A 22,690-nucleotide genomic window follows, 5' to 3' on the forward strand; every position below is an offset into this window, starting at 1 on the left:
TTAATAAAGTACGATGGTTCTAATATATGAATATCGGTGAAAAAATGGATCCTTGCTATCGATATGGCCTATAATTTTGTCCTGGGGGTTTTTTTGCGCTATCCAATGCTTTCTTTTCCATTAAATCCTGAAATCAAGTTCCAGAATAGTTTCAACAATGGAAATAAGGTCGTTAAATTCTTTCTAAATACCATACGAAAACCTTTTAAAAGTTGTTAATATCTAGTTCGAACCTTAAATTTGTTAAGCTAAAAAATCAACAGATGAGTGGATTGTTAAAATCTTCAATAGCCCGTAAAATACTTATGGCCCTTTCGGGCCTATTTCTGGTTTTCTTCCTTGGGCAACATTTTATCATTAACATAACTTCCGTGATCGCGCCGGATACGTTCAATTCCTGGTCCCATTTTATGGGTTACAATCCTTTGGTGCAATATGTCCTGCAGCCCATTTTGATCGCCGGGGTAATCGTCCATTTTGTGATGGGTTTTGTTTTGGAAATCCAAAACAGAAATGCGAGGGGCACCGGTTATGTTAAGTATAAAGGTGCGGCAAATGCATCGTGGATATCCAGAAACATGATTATTTCCGGAGCGGTTACCCTAGCTTTTTTAGGGCTTCATTTTTATGATTTTTGGTTTCCGGAAATGGCATACAAATACGTAGAGGGCAATCCTGAAGACGCTACAAGATATTACGAAGAGACGGTTCATAAATTTGAATCCCCGATACGGACACTACTTTACGTTGTCTCTTTTGTTCTTTTGGCGTTGCATCTTTTGCATGGTTTTGCTTCCTCCTTCCAGACTATGGGAGTAAACAACAAATACACCCCGGCCATAAAAACATTCACAAAAATATTTGCTATAACCATTCCCCTAGGGTTTGTATTCATAGCCGTATATCATCATCTTAACCCAATAACACATTAAGTATGGGCATATTGGATTCTAAAATTCCGTCCGGGCCATTGGCCGACAAATGGACCAAACATAAAAACGAAATTGACCTGGTTAACCCGGCCAACAAACGCAACATAGATATTATTGTTGTAGGTACCGGATTGGCGGGGGGATCTGCTGCTGCAACTTTAGCGGAGCTAGGCTATAATGTGAAAACTTTCTGTTATCAAGATTCGCCAAGGCGTGCACATTCCATTGCGGCGCAAGGTGGTATCAATGCCGCAAAAAATTACCAAGGAGACGGGGATAGCCCGTACCGCTTATTTTATGACACGGTAAAAGGTGGTGATTACCGCGCCCGGGAAGCCAATGTATATCGCCTGGCCCAGGAATCCGCAAATATCATCGATCAATGTGTGGCACAAGGGGTCCCCTTTGCGCGGGAGTATGGCGGATTGTTGGATAACCGTTCTTTTGGGGGTGTTTTGGTTTCCAGGACCTTTTATGCAAAAGGACAAACCGGGCAGCAATTGCTGTTAGGCGCATATTCCGCTATGAACCGTCAAATAAACAGAGGAAAAATAAAGGCCTATAACCGTCATGAAATGATGGATCTGGTCAAAATCGATGGCAAAGCACGTGGTATTATAGCGCGTAACCTGGTCACTGGCGAAATTGAACGCCATGCCGCCCATGCCGTTGTTTTGGCGACCGGTGGTTACGGAAATGTATTCTTCCTTTCTACCAATGCCATGGGAAGTAATGTAATGGCCGCTTGGAGGGCACATCGCAGGGGAGCATATTTTGCCAACCCCTGTTTTACACAAATTCACCCGACCTGTATCCCGGTTTCCGGGGACCATCAATCCAAATTGACATTGATGTCGGAATCCTTGCGTAACGATGGGCGTATTTGGGTGCCAAAAAGATTGGAAGATGCTGAAGCGATCCGCGAAGGCAAACTAAAACCCACACAACTTAAAGAAGAGGACCGGGACTATTATCTGGAAAGACGTTATCCCGCTTTTGGCAACCTAGTGCCCCGTGATGTGGCTTCCAGAGCTGCTAAGGAACGTTGTGATGCCGGATTTGGCGTGAATAAAACGGGTGAAGCCGTGTACTTGGATTTCAGTGCCGCCATTATGCGCTATGGAAATGAAAAAGCCCTGACTTCGGGTATGAAGAATGCCGATGAGCGAACCATTCGTGCTTTAGGAGAAGATATTATCGAGGCCAAATACGGAAACCTTTTTCAGATGTACGAGAAAATCGTGGATGAAAACCCGTACAAAACACCTATGATGATCTACCCTGCCGTACACTATACCATGGGCGGGCTTTGGGTAGATTATAATTTACAGACTACAATAGAGGGTTGCTATGCGGCAGGTGAAGCCAACTTTAGCGACCATGGTGCGAACAGATTAGGAGCATCTGCCCTAATGCAGGGTCTGGCCGACGGTTATTTTGTATTGCCCTACACTATAGGGGATTATCTGTCCAAAGATATTAGAACAGGAACCATCCCGACCGATACCCCCGAGTTCGAGGCCGTTGAAAAAGAGGTCCGGGACAGAATGGAGAAACTTATGGGTGGTAACGGATCCCATTCCGTTGATTATTATCATAAGAAGTTGGGCAAAATCATGTGGAACAAATGCGGCATGTCCCGTAACGCCAAAGAACTCCAAGAGGCTATTGACGAGATTTCGGAGCTGCGCAAGGATTTTTGGGAAAACGTTCGAGTTCCCGGAACTATAGATAGCAAGAACCAGGAATTGGAAAAAGCGGGCCGTGTGGCGGATTTTCTGGAATTGGGAGAACTATTTGCCAAAGATGCCCTAACGCGGAACGAGTCTTGCGGCGGACATTTTAGGGAAGAATACCAAACTCCGGAAGGTGAGGCCCTACGGGACGATGAAAATTTCAAGTTTGTATCTGCCTGGGAATATAAAGATGAGCCAAAGGATGCCGTTTTGCACAAGGAAGAATTAACGTACGAAAATATTGAATTAAAGACGAGGAGCTACAAGTAGCTCGGTTAATTGTTATGGGTTAAAGGTTACAAGATTTTAAATGGATATAGCAACTATTTGATCAAAGCAGACGATACCAAATAACATTTAACCCATTAATCAATAACTAAGAATAACGAAGTTATGAAGCTAACATTAAAAATATGGCGTCAAAAAGATGCCGGCTCTAAAGGTAAAATGATGAACTATCCCATATCCGGAATAGAAGGTGATATGTCCTTTCTGGAAATGTTGGACGTTCTTAACGAGGAACTTATAAACAAGGGAGAAGAGCCCGTAGAATTTGACCATGACTGTCGTGAAGGTATTTGTGGCACATGCTCCTTACAGATCAATGGCGAGCCCCATGGCCCGGACAGGTTGGTTACCACCTGCCAACTGCATATGCGCAAATTCAACGATGGCGACACTATCGTTATTGAGCCGTTTAGGGCAAAGGCTTTCCCCGTTATCAAGGATCTGATCGTAGACCGTGGTGCTTTTGACCGCATCCAGCAAGCCGGCGGATACATTTCCGTAAATACTTCGGGCAATACGGTAGATGCCAATGCTATTCCTATTGAAAAGCACACCGCCGATACCGCAATGGATGCCGCTACCTGTATAGGCTGCGGAGCCTGTGTAGCCGCTTGTAAAAATGCGAGTGCCATGTTGTTCACCTCGGCCAAAGTTTCACAATTTGCCCTATTGCCCCAGGGACAGGTAGAAGCTACGGATCGTGTACAGAATATGGTGCGCCAAATGGATTTGGAAGGCTTTGGAAACTGTACCAATACCGGAGCTTGTGAAGTGGAATGCCCTAAAGGGATCTCCCTGGAGAACATAGCCCGTCTAAACCGGGAATATCTTTCTGCCAGTGTAAAAGGATAACATTCCTGACAGAAATAAAACATATAGAAAAACCCAAACTCCAAATGGAGTTTGGGTTTTTCATGTTTTCAACCGCTGAAATCAACATAGTCGAAAAACCACGATTACTTCAAATTCAATGGCATCAGAAATAATCCCCTCCTTGACACTTCCAACAATTCCCTTGGATTCGTAACGGATGCCCCAACGCGTTCTATCAATTATAAATTTCGATTTAAATAAGGTTTCTCTAGGGCCTTTTTCAATAGTAGAACTAAACTTTATGGGTTTTGAAATTCCTTTTATCGTCAATAAAGCATCAATTTCCATCTGCCCGTTATCCCCAGGTTTTATTTGGCTAATCTCCAGCTTGGCCGTTTGATGTTTTTCAACATCAAAAAAATCTCGATGCTTTAGATGGGAAACCAACATTTCATTGTATTTGCCATCGGTATTCATAATGCTGTTCATATCCACAACAAATTTTCCTCCAGATATGGAACTCCCATTCATGGAAATTTCCCCACTCAAAAACTTTACCGTTCCATAATGCTGGTTAAACTTAAAAAGATTGGAGCCTCTCCATTTGATCATGCTCTTTGCCGTGTCAATTTTTATGTTACCTTGTCCTTGCGCTAGTGAAATAGTGCCGATGCTTACCAATAAGATGATGATTTTTTTCATTGTCCTGTATTTTTGGACAAATCTATAACCGGGCAACTCCCGAGTTGTGAATAAAATGTAAACGAAGTGCAAAAAATTGCAATTTTTGCATTCTGAATTTAATAAGAATGAAAACGGTTACTTATTCATTTTGTACTCTTTTCTTGTTGGTGCTTTCCTTTGTAATAAGCAGTTATTCAACAAAGGCAGAAAAAGAAACTTTCTCAAGTTTGGTCAAAGTGGCACTAAGAAATACTGGAAATACGTTGCTATTACAAAACAATGACTCCACTTCTTTGGTATTACCAGTGACTGAATGGAAGAAAAACAATTTCCAACTATCATTTGAAAAAGAATTGCGGATAACACCCGATAGTCTCGTAAAGATCATAAATAGAAATTTTAAGGCCTTGGGCTTACCGAACGAGTATATCGTTGAAGTAATCGATCGTAATAGTAAGGAGGTTTCTTATAGCTATTCTGTATCCAACAACAAGGAAAAAAGTATTATTCCCTGTTTAGGGCGAAATCTACCTTTAGGTTGCTATACTGTACATGTGTTCTTCGAGAATAGTGTTTCATTAATGGGGTTGAACTTTGGCCTCTCGTGGTATGCACTGGTTCTTTTGGGCATAATGGGCATAGCATTGCTTTATTGGACCAAAAAGAAGCAAGAAACCAAATTACATGATGTACTATCTTTTATAACTCTAGGAGATTACAAATTTTATAAAGACCAAAATGAACTGGTGAAAAATGACCTGAATATTAAACTTACCTCCAAAGAATCCGAGTTATTGCAAATATTCTGTGATAATTCTAATCAAGTTGTAAAGCGTGATTTTCTGCTTAAAGAAGTTTGGGAAGACAAAGGGGTTTTTGTGGGAAGAAGTCTGGACACTTTTATTTCAAAACTTAGAAAGAAATTTAAAGATGACCATCACATAAATATTATTAATGTCCATGGCGTGGGATATAAACTCGAAATTGTAAAGAAAACCCGAAGATAATCTTCAGTTATGCCCAAAAAGTACCCGGAAGACCGTATAAAAGTCCCTCGTTTTAACGAGGAATCGGGGTTTTATACTACGCCCCAACGGTCTAAGATCATGGGGAAGATCCGAGGGAAAAACACCAAACCGGAATTGGCCTTTAGAAAGGCCTTATATGCCAAAGGCTATAGATATCGCATCGATTACAAAAAACTGATCGGCAAACCGGATATCGCCTTAAAAAAATATAAAACCCTCATTTTTATTGATGGTGAATATTGGCATGGCCACAACTGGCAGGAACGCAAGCCCAAGATCAAGACCAATCGGGAATTTTGGATCGCTAAAATTGAGCGTAACATACAGCGGGACCAAGAGGTAAATACGGAACTACAACTATTGGGCTATAAAGTATTCCGGTTTTGGGAAAGTGAAGTAAAAAAAGAATTGGAACGTTGCATTAAAGAAGTAATATCCCATTTGGAATCCGTTGAAACAGAATAATCCTCTTTTCCATCCCGTTATTGCGTTTATATTTAAAACCATGGTCTATCTTAAACAGCGTGAACAATCACCCTCAGTACCGATCATCTTAACTAAACTCAGCTATTCACCTGTTTTTTAACGACCAGAAAAAGTTTTTTGATATCCGCTATCGGAATCTCAAAATCCGCAAATTCGGGAGATGTGTTAAAACTATGGCAAACTATAGTTTTGTTCGATCGGTCCGCAGTTATGATTTCCTTACAAAGGATTCCATCCTTATACACTATGACATAAATCTTTTGTGTCAGAGAAGGTTTTTCGATCATATGTACGGGAATTGATTTTCCCAGTATAATTGAATTGCCCGGAATATCCCTAACCCCGTTATTATTCACCATCGCATTCCCGGTTATTTCAAACGCGGTATACTCCACATCTTCCCACTGGTTCATAAAAAAGCTAATCTGTGGCAATTCACTTAAAACCTCATTGGCAATGTCTATATTTTGAATGTAATTTTTCTGTTGGGATTCCAATATTAAAGGAACGGCCATTAAAAACTTCCCCTCATCAATACAATTGATTTCCGTTCCGTTACTCGAAATTGTACGCTTGTCACCGTAATCTCCATTCGTTTCGTTTACTTCATAAGAATATAACTCGGCTATAGTAACATCAAAATATTGAGCAATCTTGGTAAGGTTCTTTATTGGAATATTGGCATTTTCCCGCTCATAAAGTTGAATTGTACGCAGGCTTACACCTATGGCTTCCGCTAAATCTGTCTGATTAACATTTTTTTTGCGTCTTAATTGCTTTAATATCAACATTAAATTATAGTTTTGCGTAATAATCTTACATATATTGTAGATTACACCTAATCAAATTGCATATATCTGTAATCGGATTACAAACAAATATAATGAAATATGCAATCTTGTTAATTATTACGAACAAATACACCTATATGCCTAACATCATAAAAAACGATAAAATCTAAACACGTTAATACCATGTTCAATACAAATCATTATGGAAAGCCAATAGACGAACAATTGTCTACAACCCTAAGAAGAAACACTACAAAAGAAGATTACGCCAATGTGGCCTCAAGTACCAGTATTAGTTTTTCGACCATTAGAGATGTGGTCTACAGGACCAATAGTCTTACTAAAGGAAATTCCAGGGCTATAAAGGCCCTTATTAAAATTGCATTGGACAATGCATTGGCCAAACAGTTACAGGCAGAGGGCGACAAAAAGTTCCTGAACGGTTTATTGTAGATATGCGATTCACCGGTGTTGGAATTTTTGATGGCTAATGCGTACTTTTGAGTTAGTACTCAAATTGCCTTGTTCGTCTTGAAAAAAAGTTCGCGTTCCAAGCTACCGGATATTAAAACCTCCATATTTACCACAATAGGTAATCTGGCCAGGCAGCACAATGCCATTGACCTGTCACAAGGTTTTCCAAACTTTGAAGCGGATCGTAACTTAATGGATCTGGTTTCAAACGCCATGCACAAAGGGCATAACCAGTATGCGGCCATGCCGGGTTATTTTGGCCTGCGGGAAACCATCTCGGGGAAAATAGAAAAGTTGCATCGGCGTTATTATCACCCCGAAAGTGAGATTACGGTTACCGTGGGTGCTACCCAGGCTATTTATACCGCCATCTCGGCATTTGTTCATCCAGGGGACGAGGTCATCGTAATAAAACCAGCCTATGATTGTTATGAGCCGGCCATTTTGGTAAATGGCGGCATTCCCGTATATGTTCAATTGGATACCAACGGTTACCAAATAGATTGGGAAGCCCTTAAGAATAAAATTACCGCTAAGACATGCATGATAATCTTAAATACGCCACACAACCCAAGTGGCCGTATTTTTTCAAAGGAAGAGATGCTGACCTTACAGGAAATACTGAAACCTACCAATATTATCATGTTAAGTGATGAGGTGTACGAGCATATTATTTTTGATGGCAGACAACATGAAAGCGCCTCCCGATTTCCCGATTTGGCCACCAGAACTTTTGTCTGTGCCTCCTTCGGCAAGACTTTTCACGTAACGGGCTGGAAAATGGGCTATTGTGCAGCTCCGGCGCAACTCATGAAAGAATTTAGGAAAGTACACCAGTTTGCTGTTTTTTGTGTAGATCATCCTGTACAAAGGGCCTTGGCGAGATACCTGAAAAACGAAAACCATTACTTAGCGTTAAATGCTTTTTATCAAAAGAAAAGAGATTTTTTTTTGAACGGATTAGCATCTTCCAAATTTAAATTTTCTCCTTCGGAAGGTACATATTTTCAATTGTTGGACTATACTAACCTAACCCGGGAACCTGATGAGGATTTGGCCAAAAGGTTGATTGTTCGCCATAAATTGGCCAGCATCCCTATTTCCTCGTTCAATCTTGACCATAGGGACGATAAGGTGCTGCGTTTTTGTTTTGCCAAAAAAGAAGAAACCCTGGAGCGGGCCCTAGAGATTTTAAACCGCCTTTAGTTAAAACTGGCCTCCACCTTGGCCATAAACTCCCCTATTTTACTCGGTTCCAACCAGCGGGTGACTACAACAAGGTCTTTTTCCTTATCTATAACGATAAAATTACCACCAAAACCGGCCGCATAATAAATATTTTCTGAAAGTCCTTTCCAATGCCGACTTCCCTTCTTATTCAGCCACCACATATAGCCATAATTGTTATTGGGCTTGGAAGGTTCAATGGCTTTTTTTATCCAATCCTCGCTCAGTAGTTCTTTGTTTTTCCACTTTCCATTGTTTAGAAACAGTAATCCAAATCTGGCCATGTCTTCCGTGCTTATAAAAAGTCCGGCCCCTGAATGGCCTCCACCCGTAACCGATTTCATTTTAATCCCATCTATTTCTGTCCAGGCATGCCCATACCCATACCATCGCCATGTAACGGAGGCACCGATCTGATCCATAATACGTGCTTTGAGTACTTGGGGCATAGGTTTGCGCCATACATGGGTCAGGGCATAGGCCAACACGTTTACACGAACGTCATTATATTCCATAACGGTACCGGGTTCGTTCAGTTTCCGGAATTTCCAATCATCCAGCTTCCCCGTTCTGGGAGGTCTGTCCGCCCAATCCTTCCCACCCCAAAGCTCGCCGGACCAATCCGAATTTTGTTGCAAAAGATGTTCCCAGGTAATCTTTGAGTTATGTGCACCGTCAAAGGTTCCGTCCCAAATATAGGTTCCCACTTTATCGTCCGTACTCGAAATCAAACCTTTGTCCACCGCCAAACCGGCCATGGTACTTAAAAAACTCTTGGTTACGCTAAAAGTCATATCTACTCTTTTGGTATCTCCCCATTGTGCTATAAGGTATCCATGCTTTAAAATCATCCCCGCGGGCCCTCCTCTTTTCTTCGTCGGGCCCAAAATTTCATGAAAGGGTTCCCGTTCAAAACCTTTTAAAATAGCAATACGCAAGTCTCTAGATCCGGAATACTCATTTGCATTTGCAAAAGAAACGGCTTCATTTAATCGCTGCCCGTCAATTTTATAGGTGTGGGGAGACCTTTGTTCCCATTGTACATTTCTTTCCGGAAAATAACACTCCTGCGCCCTACTTAATAGGGAAGCAAGGCAAAGAAGAACGATACCGACAGCTTTTTTCATCCTATATTAAATTATTGATGGTTGAAGTTAACCAAATCATAGCGCATTAACCAATCTGTTTGTTCATCTGTTCCAATGAAATATGGATGGGTTCCAAACTTCACAAATCCATTCTTTATGTAGAATCGAATAGCATCCTTATTTTTCTCCCAAACTCCCAACCATAAAAAGTCCTTGTCTTTTTTATATGCCATTTCCTTCACTTTGTGGAGAATGATCGTTCCCAGACCGGCATCCTGAAATTCCACAAGTATATAAAGACGTTCCAGTTCCATACTTTCAGGCAGCTTTAAATCGGTTTGAGCCAGATTCTGATTCAATTTAAAATAGCCGATCAATTTTCTATCCTTATACACAAAATAGAAATATGTATCGGGATTTATTAGTTCCGTGGTCATTTTATTTTTCGTGAACGCCCCATCCATGTAGATTTTAAAATCCTTAGGGTCATTGCCCTGTTCAAAAGCGGCCCTAAACGTCCGTTTTGCTATTTTGGTCAACTTTGGGATATCATGAAGGCGACATTTTTTAAATTCCAGGTCCATAGCCCTAAAATAAAAAAAGGAGCAAATCGCTTTGCTCCCTCCGGGGGATTTTTACCATAAAGTTCTTTACTTTTTGGTAAGCCCTAAGGCACCTTAAAAAATCTCTTAAATCGATTTAAAGGCCTCTGGCATCAATTAATCCATGGCTAATCCGGGTTTCTCCATAACAGTAGGCATTGGTATTAAATTTTCTAATATGGTATAAATATCATTTCTATGATAATGTCCAATATTATAAATGTAGGAAAATTCCTTATTTTAAAAGAAAGATTGTGGTAAAAACTCAATTTTTTGTTGTGAGTTCCTTAAAATACCATACTTCATCAATTACGTGCTTCCTTTATTCGCATAATAAATTAAACAAGAAATGGTATTAATGCCCCTTGGCTCAAAAAAAGACATAAAAAAAGAGCAACTTGGGGAGGTTGCTCTTTTCATTAATTTTTTAAATGATTTAAAACATAAATAATTTTTTGGTCAAAAGTACAATTCCACTAAAAAAATCGGTTTTATACACTTGTACTTTTTCTTCCGGTGCGATGTGATTCTGGGATTCCATTTCGGTTAAATTATATTTAATTTGGGTCGTTGTTTACTTCTGTGCTATAAATATACTATCAATAACGGTTTTTTTCTAAATTATTGTTGTAAATGTCTCCTGAAATGTTGTGAAAATTAAATAGCCTTCATTATTTGATAAAATATTCGTTTTATCCATCGATTGCCATTTCCGGAACATCATCGGGGATTATGAGTTTTCCCAATGTAGCGGCCTTAATCTCTTCTACGGTTACCCCAGGTGCTCTTTCCACCAACAAAAAACCTTTATCCGTAACTTCTATGACCGCTAAATTTGTTACTATTTTCTTAACACATTTTACCCCCGTTAATGGTAGTGCACAGCTTGGCAGCAATTTAGATGCCCCGGCCCTATTGGTGTGCATCATGGCAACAATAATGTTTTCCGCAGATGCCACCAGATCCATGGCTCCACCCATTCCTTTTACCATTTTACCCGGTATCTTCCAATTGGCTATATCCCCATCTTCCGAAACCTCCATGGCTCCCAAAATGGTTAAATCCACATGCTGGCCCCTGATCATTCCAAAACTTGTTGCCGAATCAAAAAAAGAGGCCCCCGGCAAGGTGGTTATCGTTTGCTTTCCTGCATTAATAAGATCTGCATCTTCTTCTCCTTCCAAAGGGAAAGGTCCCATACCCAATACCCCGTTCTCACTCTGAAATTCCACATTAATATCTTCTCTTACAAAATTCGCCACTAGTGTAGGTATCCCTATTCCCAAATTTACATAGTAGCCGTCCTGTACCTCTTTTGCAATTCTTTTGGCAATTCCGTTTTTATCTAACATAGCTTCAATTTTTATAGAAGGAACACTCTTGATCCAACTAGTTACCGGGGTTCCTCAAAGGAGCAATTCCTTTAATACATTATTCGGGTTTACGAACGGTTCTTTGTTCAATTCTTTTTTCGTAATTCTTTCCTTGAAAAATTCGTTGTACGAATATGCCCGGAATATGTATTTGGTTCGGGTCAAGCTCCCCTGCGGGAACTAATTCCTCTACTTCCGCTACCGTTATCTTGGCCGCTCCGCACATGCAAGGATTAAAATTTCTTGCCGTTCCCTTAAAAATAAGATTTCCCGCTTCATCTCCTTTCCAGGCCTTCACAAATGAAAAATCAGCTCGATAGGCCTCCTCCATAACATACATTTTTCCATTAAATTCCCTGGTTTCCTTTCCTTCGGCCACCTCGGTACCATATCCTGCGGGTGTGAAGAAAGCCGGAAAACCCGATTGCGCCGCGCGGCATTTTTCCGCCAACGTACCTTGTGGTGTCAACTCTACCTCCAGTTCCCCGCTCAGCATCTGACGTTCAAATTCATCGTTCTCGCCAACGTATGAGGAAATCATTTTTTTAATTTGATGGTTTTGCAACAACAATCCTAAACCAAAATCATCTACCCCGGCATTGTTGGAGATACAGGTAATATCGGATACGCCCAGCCTTGCCAATTCAGCTATGGCATTCTCGGGTATTCCACAAAGCCCGAAACCACCCAACATAAATGTCATTCCATTTTGCACTCCTTCCAGCGCCCTGGTCACATCTTTTACTGTTTTTTTGATCATAATCCGATTACATTACGGTTCCACTAATTTACTTATTTTAACCCGTATTCTACATTAGAAAACCTTTTACATCTTGAAATTGGTCAAAAAAATAACCTGCTATTCGCAGGCTATTTTATATGCTCAAAGATAGAATATAAATCCCTTCCTGTTTAAAAGTCCAAATCCTCAAGGTCTTCCTCAATATCCGTATCCGTATTCTGTTCCTTTATGAATTTGGCACAGTCCGTAACAATGGACATATCTTCGGGCTCTTCAAAATCGTCTTTGGAAATCCCCAGGTCCTCGTTCGCATAATTCTTTTTCATATAAAGCCCCCAAATAGGCAAGGCCATGGAAGCTCCCTGCCCATAAGCAATACCCTTAAAGTGCGTAGCCCTTTCTTCTCCTCCTACCCATACACCCGTAACCAAATTAGGGACCATTCCCATAAACCAACCGTCACTTTGGTTTTGCGTGGTTCCTGTCTTTCCAGCTATAGGGTTGGTAAATTCATAGGGGTATCCGGTAATCACCTCTTTGTACACCGTGTTATCCTTATTGGAACTGTGGCGAAGCCTGGTTCCTGAACCTCCTTCGGTTACACCCTTCATCAAATTTATCATAGCGTAGGAAACCTCTTTACTCAATACATCTTTGGTTTCCGGCACATATTCATACAATACGGTGCCGTTCTTATCTTCTATACGCGTTACCATAACCGGTTTTACGTATACTCCCTGATTGGCAAAAGTACCGTAGGCACCTACCATTTCATAAACACTAAAGCCCTCGGTTCCCAGTGCAATAGAAGGCACTTCCAGTATTTCCCGGGTCAATCCCAAATTTTTTACGATGGAAACTACGGATTTTGGCCCCACTTTGTCTATAAGCTGTGCCGTTACCGTATTCACGGAATTGGCCAAGGCATGCCTTAGGGTCATCTCTTTCCCGGAATATTTTCCATCTGAATTTTTAGGACACCAAGCCTCCATATTCCCATGCTTCCCAGCTTCAATACAATAGTGGGTGTCCGGGAGTGTTTCACAAGGTGATAATCGCAATTGATCTATGGCCGCTGCATATACAAAAGGCTTAAAAGTAGAACCCGGTTGATGAATCCCTTGTATTACATTATCATATTGAAAATGGGTATAATCAATACCCCCGACCCATGCTTTTACATGGCCCGTTTGGGGTTCCATGGACATCATGCCCGTTCTTAAAAAGGTCTTATAATATCGGATGGAATCCAACGGGGTGAGTATGGTATCTTTTTCCCGGGTCTCGCTCTTCCAATCAAAGACCGTCATTTCCGTCTTTTTGGTAAAGGAGGTTCGGATTTCTTTTTCGGATTTGCCCGCAGCTTTCATCTTTCTCCAGCGTTCCGAAGTTTTCATGGCCCTTTCCATGATCCTATTGGTCTCTTCCGGGGTCAAATCCAAAAAAGGTGTCGTGGGGTTTCGTTTTTTGGTGTTCTGATTAAAAAACTCCGCCTGTAAACGTTCCATATGTTCTGCTACGGCTTCTTCGGCATTGGCCTGCATTTTGGAGTCTATGGTGGTGTATATACGAAGCCCGTCCAAATAAAGGTTCCATTTATCCCGTTCACCCTCCAAGGCCGGTTTTGGGTTTTTATTGATCCAATTTTTCATAAACCGTTGCAGGTACATCCTAAAATAAGTGGCCAATCCTTCCCTATGGTTTTCGGGATTAAAATTGATATCCATTTTTAAGGCCTGTAATGAATCTTTTTCTTTTTCGGTTATAAAATCATATCTGGCCAATTGGCCCAAAACAATATTTCTTTTATTCCGTGTTTTTTCCTCTCTTCGTAACGGGTTGAAATACGATGAATTCTGAAGCATGCCGACCAACATGGCCGATTCCTCTATTTTTAAGTCCTTAGGCTCCTTGCCAAAATAAATTCTTGCCGCGGAACGGATCCCATCGGCATTATTCCCAAAATCATAGATATTCAAATACATGCTTATGATTTCCTCCTTGGTATAACTGCGCTCCAAACGTGTGGCCAAAACCCATTCCTTGGCCTTCTGCTTAAGTGTTTCAAATTTATTCCTTGACCGGACCCCTACAAAGAGTTGACGTGCCAACTGTTGTGATATGGTACTGGCCCCTCCTCTTTTTCCCAAAAAGAAAGCCGCTCTCAATGTCCCATACCAATCAATGCCCGAATGTTCTTGAAAGCGAATATCCTCACTGGCCATTAAGGTATTTACCAAATTCTCCGGCAAATCTTCAAACTTTACATCGGTCCGGTTATCTTCCAGATAGAACTTGCCTATCAATTTTCCGTCCGAAGAAATAATTTGGGAGGCCAAGTTGGTCTGTGGATTCTCTAAATGTTCATAGGAGGGCATTTCCCCAAAAAGACCCCATGAGGCCGAAAGAAAAACCAAGGCCGCCAGCATAAAGCCCGAAATAAATAAAATCCAAAACCATTTGATAAACCTGCCGAAGCCAACAGTGGTATTGGTCTTCTTTTTTGTAGTTTTTGCCATTCTTTAGAGGTTGCTTTTGGTAATCTCTATCCCAACGTCCGTAATGCCTTCCAATCCAACAACACCATGTACGTTGCCATTTTTCCGCATGGCATGGGACAGTTCTATGGTATATACGCCAAAAGAGGAAAAAACGATGTTTTCCTTATACCATAATTTATTTTCCTTAACACTACCATTCCCTTTACCCAACCATGTACCGTCCGGTAACGCCATGGTATATTCCAATGTATCCCGTACAACCTCCCCCTTTGGAGAAGTAAGCGAGGCAATTATAAAAAGGTTACTGTACGGAAAATTGGCATCGTTCCTAAGATTAATGAACACGTGATGTTTTTGTAGGGTATCTATTTGCGAAAAATTGAATTCCAATACATCATCTTTATTCCAAACACCTCCTTTTAGAGATCGGTATTCGGACTTTACAATATTGGTATTACAGGAAATAATACTCAACATAACAACAAATAGACAGACGGGGTTACGCATTCTTTTGATTCTTCTTCCTATTGTTATTTTTTCTTCTGTTCCTATTCTTATTTCTATTATTCTTTCTTTTACCTTTGGGCCTATCAAAACGTGTTAAACTGTCCTGTCCCACTACATTTTCAAAAACCACCTTTTCCCCTTCTTCTTCATCAAGCACATACATTTCCAGACTGGCAACTTTTTGTTTCTTTTTGTTTTTTTCCAAAATCTCCTTTACCTGGTCTTTGGAAAGTACATGCCAATTTGCCGGATCTTCTTTATAGGAAAACCACAACATTTCCTTGAAAATATCGGTCTTTTGACAAAATGCCAATCCTTTTTCCGTAAAGAGTTTGGTGTCCTGTGATGGAAAATCCTTTAAGGCATCCAGATAAACATCCAACTCATAGTTCAGGCAGCATTTAAGTTTACCACATTGCCCCGCCAACTTTTGCGGATTCAAGGATAGTTGCTGATAACGGGCCGCCGAAGTACTCACGGAACGGAAATCCGTTAACCAGGTGGAACAACAAAGCTCCCGGCCACACGAGCCTATCCCCCCAAGTCGTTGGGCCTCTTCCCGATAACCGATTTGGCGCATTTCTATGCGAATGCCAAAAGCCTTGGCCATATCCTTTATCAGCTGACGAAAGTCCACACGTTCCTCCGCCGTGTAGTAAAACGTGGCCTTGGACCCATCGCCCTGAAATTCCACATCGGAGATTTTCATCTGTAACTTTAGGATAATGGCTATTTCCCGGGAACGCTTCTTTATCTCTTCTTCCCTTGCCCTACATTTTTGCCAAATATCAATATCCTTCTGGGTAGCTTTTCTATAGATCTTTGAAAAATCCTCCCCCTTAAAATCAACTTTTTTACGCTTCATCTGTACACGCACCAATTCCCCGGTGAGTGTCACCATACCAATATCATGGCCAGATTTTGCCTGCGTGGCCACAATGTCGCCAATGGCGAGTGAACTATTTTCAGGATTTTTAAAAAAGGCCTTTCTACTGTTCTTAAATCTAACCTCAACAAATTCAAAAGGACGTTCCCCGCTGGGAAGCGCCATATTGGAAAGCCAATCAAAAACAGTTAATTTATTACAACCATCCGTACCGCAAGTACCATTGTTCTTGCATCCCTTTGGTTGCCCATCGGTACCGGTGGAACAACTGCTACACCCCATATATTATATATTGATTTGATAGAACCCATGCGTATCTACCAAAAAAGGTTCATAAAAACTAACGGTAAAGATAGTGTTTTTTTGATGCGCCGTACAGGGCGTAAAGTCGTTCATTGGGTAGCAACGGCAGTTTGTGCCAAAATTCCGTTCCCCCAAAAACTTGCCGCTGAACACATGCTATAAAATTGTTTCCATTTTACAACGAGATTTTCGTCTTATGCCGACCGGAACCAGAAACCATTACTGCCTATTTTTTGAATTTCAACACTTCTGAACGTCCTTTTTTAAAAATTTTATTACTTACCGTTTTTCCCTTGCGCAAGGCTTTTTGTTCTTCAAAAGGAAGCGCATGTATTTCCTTACAATCATTGGAGCAGCAATCGTTCATCTGCCCCGCACAGGATTTGCATTGGATAAAAAGTAAATGACAGGCTTCATTGGCACAGTTTACGTGGGTATCGCAGGGAGCACCACATTGGTGACATTGCGCAATTACGTCATTACTTATACGTTCTCCCCTTCTGTGGTCGAACACAAAGTTCTTGCCCCTATATTTGTTCTCCAGATTCTTATTCTTGACCTGTCTTGTATATTCTATGATTCCCCCTTCCAGTTGATATACTTGCTTAAAACCCTTATGCTTGTAATAAGCACTGGCTTTTTCACAGCGGATACCTCCTGTGCAGTACATCACCAGTTTTTTATCCTCTTTGTAATCCGTCAGGTCTCTTTCTATAATATCCAGGGAATCCCTAAACGTATCCACATCCGGTGTAATGGCGTTTTTAAAATGCCCTATTTCACTTTCGTAATGGTTGCGCATATCTACCAAAATGGTATCCGGATCTTCGATCAGTTCATTGAACATTAAGGCATCTACATGGATTCCCTTATTGGTCACATCAAAAGTATCATCGTCAAGCCCGTCCGCAACAATTTTGTTTCGGACTTTGACCTTTAATTTCAAAAAAGATTTATTATCCTGCTCAATGGCTATGTTCAACCGAACATGTTCCAAAAAGGAAATACTGTCCAAGTGCATTTTAAATGCCTCAAAATTTTCTGCCGGAACGGACAATTGCGCATTAATGCCCTCCTTGGCCACATAGATTCTGCCCAAGACATCTATTTCGTTCCAATAAATGAATAAATGATTTCTAAAAATGGCGGTATTGCCAATATGTGCATATTTATAAAAGGAAATAGTAAGGCGCTCCTGCCCGGCCGCCTCTATTAATGCTTCCCTTTCTTTTGCACTTAATGTATTGTACAGTTGCATGCTATACCAATATTTAAGTTAAAGAATGTTTTAAGGGGCAAAAATAATAAATTCATGATTTTTAAGAAACAAGTCCCTACAAATACAAGGTGAATTATGGTTATAAAAAAAGAGTCTTGTTGGTACAAGACTCTTCATCGGCCATTCCATTTCTTCCTTCTTCACAGCATTCTTTCAAAAATTTAAAAAGGACCTGACCACCAATACCCATTGCCACTAAAAACAACGGTTTATATCTAATTAATTTACATCACTTTCACTATAAGATGGGATTTTATCAAAAGGGTTGCGTAATGCCTTGTACAATTCTTAATTTTCCAAAAAGAAATACTAATTTAGCTGCTTGTAAATTTTCTCGAAATTGCTAATCAATTTTAACCGGGAGAAGTTTATTGGTCATCCCCTCCGGAACTTTTTTAAAGTTCCGACCCTTTCCTAAAAAAGAGGATATAGAATATTTTTAAAATTATAAAACAGATGAGTTCCGAAAAAGACGCAAAATTAAAGGCATTAAAGCTTACCCTGGATAAATTGGACAAAACCTATGGAAAAGGGGCGGTAATGAAAATGGGGGATAGTGTAGTCGAAGATGTAGAGGTGATTCCATCGGGATCTTTAGGGCTTGATGTTGCGTTGGGAGTGGGGGGGTATCCCAGAGGACGGATCATTGAAATTTACGGTCCCGAGTCTTCAGGTAAGACCACGCTCACCTTGCACGCCATTGCAGAGGCCCAAAAAAATGGGGGAATTGCAGCTTTTATTGATGCGGAACATGCTTTTGATCGTTTTTATGCCCAAAAACTCGGAGTGGATATTGATAATTTGATCATTTCACAACCGGATAATGGGGAACAGGCGCTTGAAATTGCGGATAACCTCATCCGTTCGGGAGCCATTGATATCGTAATTATAGATTCCGTGGCCGCATTAACACCTAAAAGTGAAATAGAAGGTGAAATGGGCGATTCCAAAATGGGGTTACATGCTCGTTTAATGTCGCAAGCCCTGAGGAAACTAACCGGTTCCATTAGCAAGACCAATTGTACGGTAGTATTCATTAACCAGTTGCGGGAAAAAATTGGCGTTATGTTCGGAAATCCCGAAACAACCACTGGTGGTAATGCCCTAAAATTCTATGCTTCCGTTAGATTGGATATAAGAAGGTCTACCCAAATAAAAAATACGGACGGAGACGTACAGGGAAACAAGACCCGTGTAAAAGTGGTCAAAAACAAGGTAGCTCCCCCGTTTAGAACAGCGGAATTTGACATCATGTACGGAGAAGGTGTCTCCAAAGTGGGGGAAATCATTGATCTGGGCGTAGAATATGAAATTGTAAAGAAAAGCGGTTCCTGGTTTAGTTATGGCGATACTAAACTAGGCCAGGGGAGGGATGCCGTAAAAGCCTTGCTCTATGATAATCCGGAACTTTTTGAAGAGTTGGAAGGTAAAATTAGGGAGGCAATTAATGCACTTAAACCGTAAAAAAGTCATTTTGATCCATTTTTATAAGGGGTTACGCAACCTTTAGGCCTTGCACTCATCTTAAAAGTAAAAAGAAATTACTATGATGAGGAAAATAGCATACTTCTGGATCGTCTTTTTCGCCTTGGTCTTAAACGGTTGCTCTTTAGGCGATGATGCCTCCAATTTTCATTTTGAGGCTTTACGGATTACCGATGCCGAACTCCCGGATTCTTTTGAACTTAATGAAACCTATGAAATAAATGTTCATTACGTTCTACAGAACGGTTGTACATCTTTTGAAGGTTTTGATTTTGTCCGAGAAGATACTACGGTAAGAAACGTAACGGCGATAGGCTCCGTAAGGACCGATGAAAACCTCTGTACTCAAGCCATCATAGAAGGAGAGACTTCCTTCAGTTTTGTTGTCCTTTACGATCAACCCTACGTATTTCGATTTTTTCAAGGAGAAAATGATAACGGTGAGCGGGAATATTTGGAAATAACGGTGCCGGTAATTAGAATTAATTAATAAACAAACCCTAACCAACCTTGGTGAGTCTAAAAGAGCTCATACATAAATGCAAAAAGGGCGAACGAAAAGCTCAGGAACAATTGTATAGGACCTATGCAGCTGTGCTTTTCGGTATTTGCCTAAAATACTCACACAATAAAGCCGAGGCAGAGGATAATCTACATGATAGTTTTATGACCATTTATGAAAAAATAGGTCAGTACAAATCACAAGGGTCATTTGAAGGATGGATGAAACGTATAACGGTAAACACCATTCTACAAAAATACAGGAAAGAAGAACCATTGAATGTTGTACATGAAAACACCAAGGATACGGTAGAAATAGACAATATTTATTTGGATATAAGCCTCCAAACGTTGTTGGAATATATAAGGGAGCTTCCGAACAAGTACAGAACAACGTTCAACCTTTACGTTCTTGACGGATATACCCATAAGGAAATAGGAGCTTTGTTGGGAACAACGGTGGGTACGTCCAAATCCAACCTTGCCAGGGCAAGAATGCTTTTGAAGGAAAAAATAGAAACCAAATTCTCGCAATCCATGATAGGCTTTGTCCTCATGATGCTCGGGAATTATATGTGACCTAAGTATAGGTTTAAAAAATTATAGTCTTAAAAAGATGGGCAAAAAAAAATTAGATGAACTGTTCCGGGAAAAATTCTCGGGCTTTCAGGAAACGCCAGACGAGCGCATATGGCATTCCATAGCGGCTTCATTGGACAAAAAGAAAAAGAAACGGATTATTCCCCTGTGGTGGCAATGGGGTGGTATTGCAGCCGTGTTGGCCATAGGTCTGTTATTGTTTAATCCCTTTGCGCAGAACAATACCCCTTCCGAGGAGACCATTACGGATGTAAATCCAAAAGAAGAAATACTTGAAAAAGCCAGGCCTGAAGCCTCCAAAAAGATTCCTTTGGACGAAAACACTCATGAGACGGCGACAGAAATAACGAGTGCCGGGAAAAAAGAGCGTCTTTTGGAGGAAAATAAGGGTGGTGTTGTAACCGTTCAGAATAACCATGTAAAGGAACATTCCGATAATCTGGGCCGATCAGACCAAGAAACCGTTCCTTTTAAAGAAAAGTATGATCAGGAAGACGCCGTAACCCAAAAAACCGGGAAGGAATTGCAAAATTCAATCGGAGATGAGGAAAAAAAGGAACTGGGTTTTCAAAAATCCATTTTAACCAAAGACGCAGTGACCGTAACCGAACCCCATTTGGATACAACTAAAGGGAATACGGTTGCAGATTCAGATACTTCGGGAGCCATAGACGAATCCAAAATCGACAATCCCCAGGATTTTCCCGTGAATAAGGTGCTAGAAGAGGCCGTGGCCGATGTAAAGCCCGAAGGGAAAAGGGAAAAAGACATTTCAGGAATAACCGTTGTTGCGGAGGGGTCCGAGAAAAAAGATATTTTCGAGGAAATTGAAAAAGAAGAGGAAACCATAGCGGAAAAATCCAATAAAAAATGGTCGGCAGGACCAAGTATCGCACCGGTTTACTATAATGCCATAGGCCAGGGTTCCCCTATAAATTCCAGCTTTGTATCCAACTCAAAATCAGGAGACACCAATTTAAGTTATGGCCTTTCCGTAGCATACGAACTAACGAACAGGCTTACGGTCCGATCCGGAATCCATAAAGTGGATTACGGTTACGATACCAATGATGTGGTGTTTTCTTCCTCTTTGTCGGCGTCTACAAATACACAAATTGATCGTATAAACTATAGCACTACTTCTGAAAATCTAGTGGTTTTTAGCAATACTCAGGAAGCCTCGTTCGACAAACTGGCAAACAGTCTTATAGATGTTACGGCCAGAAACCCGACCAGAGAAGGTTTTATGTCCCAACGTTTTGGTTATTTGGAAGTACCCGTAGAACTTAATTATGCATTGATCGCCAAAAAATTTGGGGTAAATATTATTGGTGGGATAAGTTCCTTATTCTTGATCGATAACTCCATTGCGCTAACTTCGGGAAATTTGACCACAGAAGTGGGTGAAGCCAATAATATAAATAACGTTAATTTTAGTACCAATATAGGTCTCGGTGTTAATTATAGGCTTTTACAGAATGTGCAGATCAATGTGGAGCCCATGTTCAAGTATCAGCTAAACACCTTTTCCGAAACCGATGGTACCTTTAGGCCTTATTCCATAGGAATATATAGTGGCCTGAGATTCAAGTTTTAGGCTTCGCCCTTTAACTCGTTAAGAATCGTATCCCGAACCTCTTCCCTAAGCGTGGATTTATCCTCCTCGCCCAAGATTCCCGTTTCAAAAAAAGAATGGACCTTTGCTCTACTCATGCCAGGACCTCCGCTAAAGAAGGTAAATGGAAAACGTTTCTTGTTGTCATAGAATGTCATAGGGACGACCGGAATTTTATGGGAAATGGCCATTTTAAAGGCTCCGTCCTTAAATGCATCCAAAACAACATGCTCTTCGGGAACACCACCTTCAGGAAATATACAAATGCTCAAACCCTGCCGCAACCTTCTTTGTGCTCTCCGATATACCCCCGTCCTGCTCCGAGTATCTTCCCTATCGACCATAATACAAACGCGTTTATAAAAAAACCCAAAAACCGGAATCTTTACCAATTCCTTTTTTCCGACAAAAACAAATGGGTTTTTGCTCGCATACAGCATGAGCATAATATCCAGCATACTGGTATGATTGGCCACGAGCATATAGCTTTTTCCCCTGATCAATTTTTGTTCAAAGATTACCCTGGGAGGGCAGGCCATACCATATAGGATAGGTTTGGCCCAAAAGTTTCGGGCAAGCCAGAAAAACCGGGGGTACCATTCTTCCTTTGAAGCGAACAGTAACAAAAAAGGGAAGCACAAAAAGATAGGAACGGCAACCAAAATGTAAAACCATACCCTGTACAGCGCCTGGCCTGTTCGTTTAACTATTTTGAGCATGGATCAAAAATAGTTATTTGCATTTGTTTT

22 protein-coding genes are annotated in these 22,690 nt (G+C 40.8%); 11 read left to right on the top strand and 11 right to left on the bottom strand.

From position 1 onward, the window contains the following. Positions 1-263 precede the first annotated feature (263 nt). The 3 genes from ACKWB9_RS03870 (at position 264) to ACKWB9_RS03880 (ending at position 3,808) form a co-directional block, all read left to right on the top strand. A complete protein-coding gene (locus tag ACKWB9_RS03870) occupies positions 264-932 on the top strand; it encodes a succinate dehydrogenase cytochrome b subunit (RefSeq protein WP_414001677.1) in 669 nt (222 codons plus the stop codon). Between the two features lie 2 nt (positions 933-934). Then, the gene (locus ACKWB9_RS03875; protein WP_414001678.1) at positions 935-2,938 is read left to right on the top strand and encodes a fumarate reductase/succinate dehydrogenase flavoprotein subunit; all 2,004 of its coding nucleotides are present in this window, start codon (positions 935-937) and stop codon (positions 2,936-2,938) included. Between the two features lie 123 nt (positions 2,939-3,061). After that, a complete protein-coding gene (locus tag ACKWB9_RS03880; RefSeq protein ID WP_414001679.1) occupies positions 3,062-3,808 on the top strand; it encodes a succinate dehydrogenase/fumarate reductase iron-sulfur subunit in 747 nt (248 codons plus the stop codon). Between the two features lie 81 nt (positions 3,809-3,889). Here ACKWB9_RS03880 and ACKWB9_RS03885 read toward each other — a convergent pair whose 3' ends face one another. Further along, positions 3,890-4,471, bottom strand: coding sequence for a YceI family protein (locus tag ACKWB9_RS03885; RefSeq protein WP_414001680.1), 582 nt, complete (start codon positions 4,469-4,471; stop codon positions 3,890-3,892). Positions 4,472-4,578: 107 nt separating this feature from the next. On the opposite strand from ACKWB9_RS03885, the gene ACKWB9_RS03890 reads away from it, so the two are divergent. Continuing rightward, positions 4,579-5,460, top strand: coding sequence for a winged helix-turn-helix domain-containing protein (locus ACKWB9_RS03890; RefSeq protein ID WP_414001681.1), 882 nt, complete (start codon positions 4,579-4,581; stop codon positions 5,458-5,460). A 9-nt stretch (positions 5,461-5,469) separates the two neighbouring features. Further along, positions 5,470-5,946 carry a very short patch repair endonuclease gene (locus ACKWB9_RS03895; RefSeq protein WP_414001682.1) on the top strand — a complete coding sequence of 159 codons (477 nt, stop codon included), beginning with the start codon at positions 5,470-5,472 and terminating at the stop codon, positions 5,944-5,946. Positions 5,947-6,044: 98 nt separating this feature from the next. Here ACKWB9_RS03895 and ACKWB9_RS03900 read toward each other — a convergent pair whose 3' ends face one another. Continuing rightward, positions 6,045-6,758, bottom strand: a complete 714-nt coding sequence (locus ACKWB9_RS03900; RefSeq protein ID WP_414001683.1) for a helix-turn-helix domain-containing protein — start codon at positions 6,756-6,758, stop codon at positions 6,045-6,047. A 183-nt stretch (positions 6,759-6,941) separates the two neighbouring features. Here ACKWB9_RS03900 and ACKWB9_RS03905 point away from each other — a divergent pair, with 183 nt between their 5' ends. Together ACKWB9_RS03905 and ACKWB9_RS03910 are read left to right on the top strand one after the other, a co-directional pair. Next, complete coding sequence (locus ACKWB9_RS03905; protein ID WP_414001684.1) at positions 6,942-7,211, top strand: hypothetical protein; 270 nt, start codon at positions 6,942-6,944, stop codon at positions 7,209-7,211. 78 nt (positions 7,212-7,289) lie between these two features. Further along, positions 7,290-8,438, top strand: coding sequence for a methionine aminotransferase (locus ACKWB9_RS03910; protein WP_414001685.1), 1,149 nt, complete (start codon positions 7,290-7,292; stop codon positions 8,436-8,438). Here the strand turns inward: ACKWB9_RS03910 and ACKWB9_RS03915 are convergent. From ACKWB9_RS03915 to trhO, 8 genes are all read right to left on the bottom strand, one after another. Next, positions 8,435-9,586 carry a serine hydrolase domain-containing protein gene (locus ACKWB9_RS03915; RefSeq protein ID WP_414001686.1) on the bottom strand — a complete coding sequence of 384 codons (1,152 nt, stop codon included), beginning with the start codon at positions 9,584-9,586 and terminating at the stop codon, positions 8,435-8,437. The genes ACKWB9_RS03910 and ACKWB9_RS03915 overlap by 4 nt on opposite strands. 11 nt (positions 9,587-9,597) lie before the next feature. Then, complete coding sequence (locus ACKWB9_RS03920) at positions 9,598-10,131, bottom strand: GNAT family N-acetyltransferase (RefSeq protein WP_414001687.1); 534 nt, start codon at positions 10,129-10,131, stop codon at positions 9,598-9,600. Between the two features lie 710 nt (positions 10,132-10,841). Continuing rightward, positions 10,842-11,501 carry a 3-oxoacid CoA-transferase subunit B gene (locus tag ACKWB9_RS03925; protein ID WP_414001688.1) on the bottom strand — a complete coding sequence of 220 codons (660 nt, stop codon included), beginning with the start codon at positions 11,499-11,501 and terminating at the stop codon, positions 10,842-10,844. Between the two features lie 79 nt (positions 11,502-11,580). Beyond that, the gene (locus ACKWB9_RS03930; RefSeq protein ID WP_414001689.1) at positions 11,581-12,282 is read right to left on the bottom strand and encodes a CoA transferase subunit A; all 702 of its coding nucleotides are present in this window, start codon (positions 12,280-12,282) and stop codon (positions 11,581-11,583) included. A 152-nt stretch (positions 12,283-12,434) separates the two neighbouring features. Beyond that, entirely contained in the window at positions 12,435-14,783 is a 2,349-nt protein-coding gene (locus ACKWB9_RS03935; protein ID WP_414001690.1) for a penicillin-binding protein 1A, read from the bottom strand. A 3-nt stretch (positions 14,784-14,786) separates the two neighbouring features. Further along, positions 14,787-15,272, bottom strand: a complete 486-nt coding sequence (locus ACKWB9_RS03940; protein WP_414001691.1) for a gliding motility lipoprotein GldH — start codon at positions 15,270-15,272, stop codon at positions 14,787-14,789. Beyond that, entirely contained in the window at positions 15,265-16,440 is a 1,176-nt protein-coding gene (locus tag ACKWB9_RS03945; protein ID WP_414001692.1) for a PSP1 domain-containing protein, read from the bottom strand. The genes ACKWB9_RS03940 and ACKWB9_RS03945 overlap by 8 nt, the downstream gene beginning before the upstream one ends. A 247-nt stretch (positions 16,441-16,687) precedes the next feature. Continuing rightward, complete coding sequence (gene trhO / locus ACKWB9_RS03950; RefSeq protein ID WP_414001693.1) at positions 16,688-17,719, bottom strand: oxygen-dependent tRNA uridine(34) hydroxylase TrhO; 1,032 nt, start codon at positions 17,717-17,719, stop codon at positions 16,688-16,690. Positions 17,720-18,196: 477 nt separating this feature from the next. Between trhO and recA the strand changes: the two genes are divergently transcribed. The 4 genes from recA (at position 18,197) to ACKWB9_RS03970 (ending at position 21,923) form a co-directional block, all read left to right on the top strand. After that, positions 18,197-19,204 (top strand): recombinase RecA, encoded by a 1,008-nt coding sequence (gene recA / locus ACKWB9_RS03955; protein WP_414001694.1) that lies wholly within the window; start codon positions 18,197-18,199, stop codon positions 19,202-19,204. Positions 19,205-19,286: 82 nt separating this feature from the next. Beyond that, entirely contained in the window at positions 19,287-19,715 is a 429-nt protein-coding gene (locus ACKWB9_RS03960; RefSeq protein ID WP_414001695.1) for a hypothetical protein, read from the top strand. A gap of 23 nt (positions 19,716-19,738) precedes the next feature. Next, positions 19,739-20,305 carry an RNA polymerase sigma factor gene (locus ACKWB9_RS03965; protein WP_414001696.1) on the top strand — a complete coding sequence of 189 codons (567 nt, stop codon included), beginning with the start codon at positions 19,739-19,741 and terminating at the stop codon, positions 20,303-20,305. A gap of 37 nt (positions 20,306-20,342) precedes the next feature. Next, a complete protein-coding gene (locus ACKWB9_RS03970; RefSeq protein ID WP_414001697.1) occupies positions 20,343-21,923 on the top strand; it encodes a hypothetical protein in 1,581 nt (526 codons plus the stop codon). Here the strand turns inward: ACKWB9_RS03970 and ACKWB9_RS03975 are convergent. Continuing rightward, entirely contained in the window at positions 21,920-22,660 is a 741-nt protein-coding gene (locus ACKWB9_RS03975; protein ID WP_414001698.1) for a lysophospholipid acyltransferase family protein, read from the bottom strand. The genes ACKWB9_RS03970 and ACKWB9_RS03975 overlap by 4 nt on opposite strands. Positions 22,661-22,690: the final 30 nt, after the last annotated feature.

Source organism: Maribacter spongiae (assembly GCF_047345125.1).
Taxonomy (GTDB): domain Bacteria; phylum Bacteroidota; class Bacteroidia; order Flavobacteriales; family Flavobacteriaceae; genus Maribacter.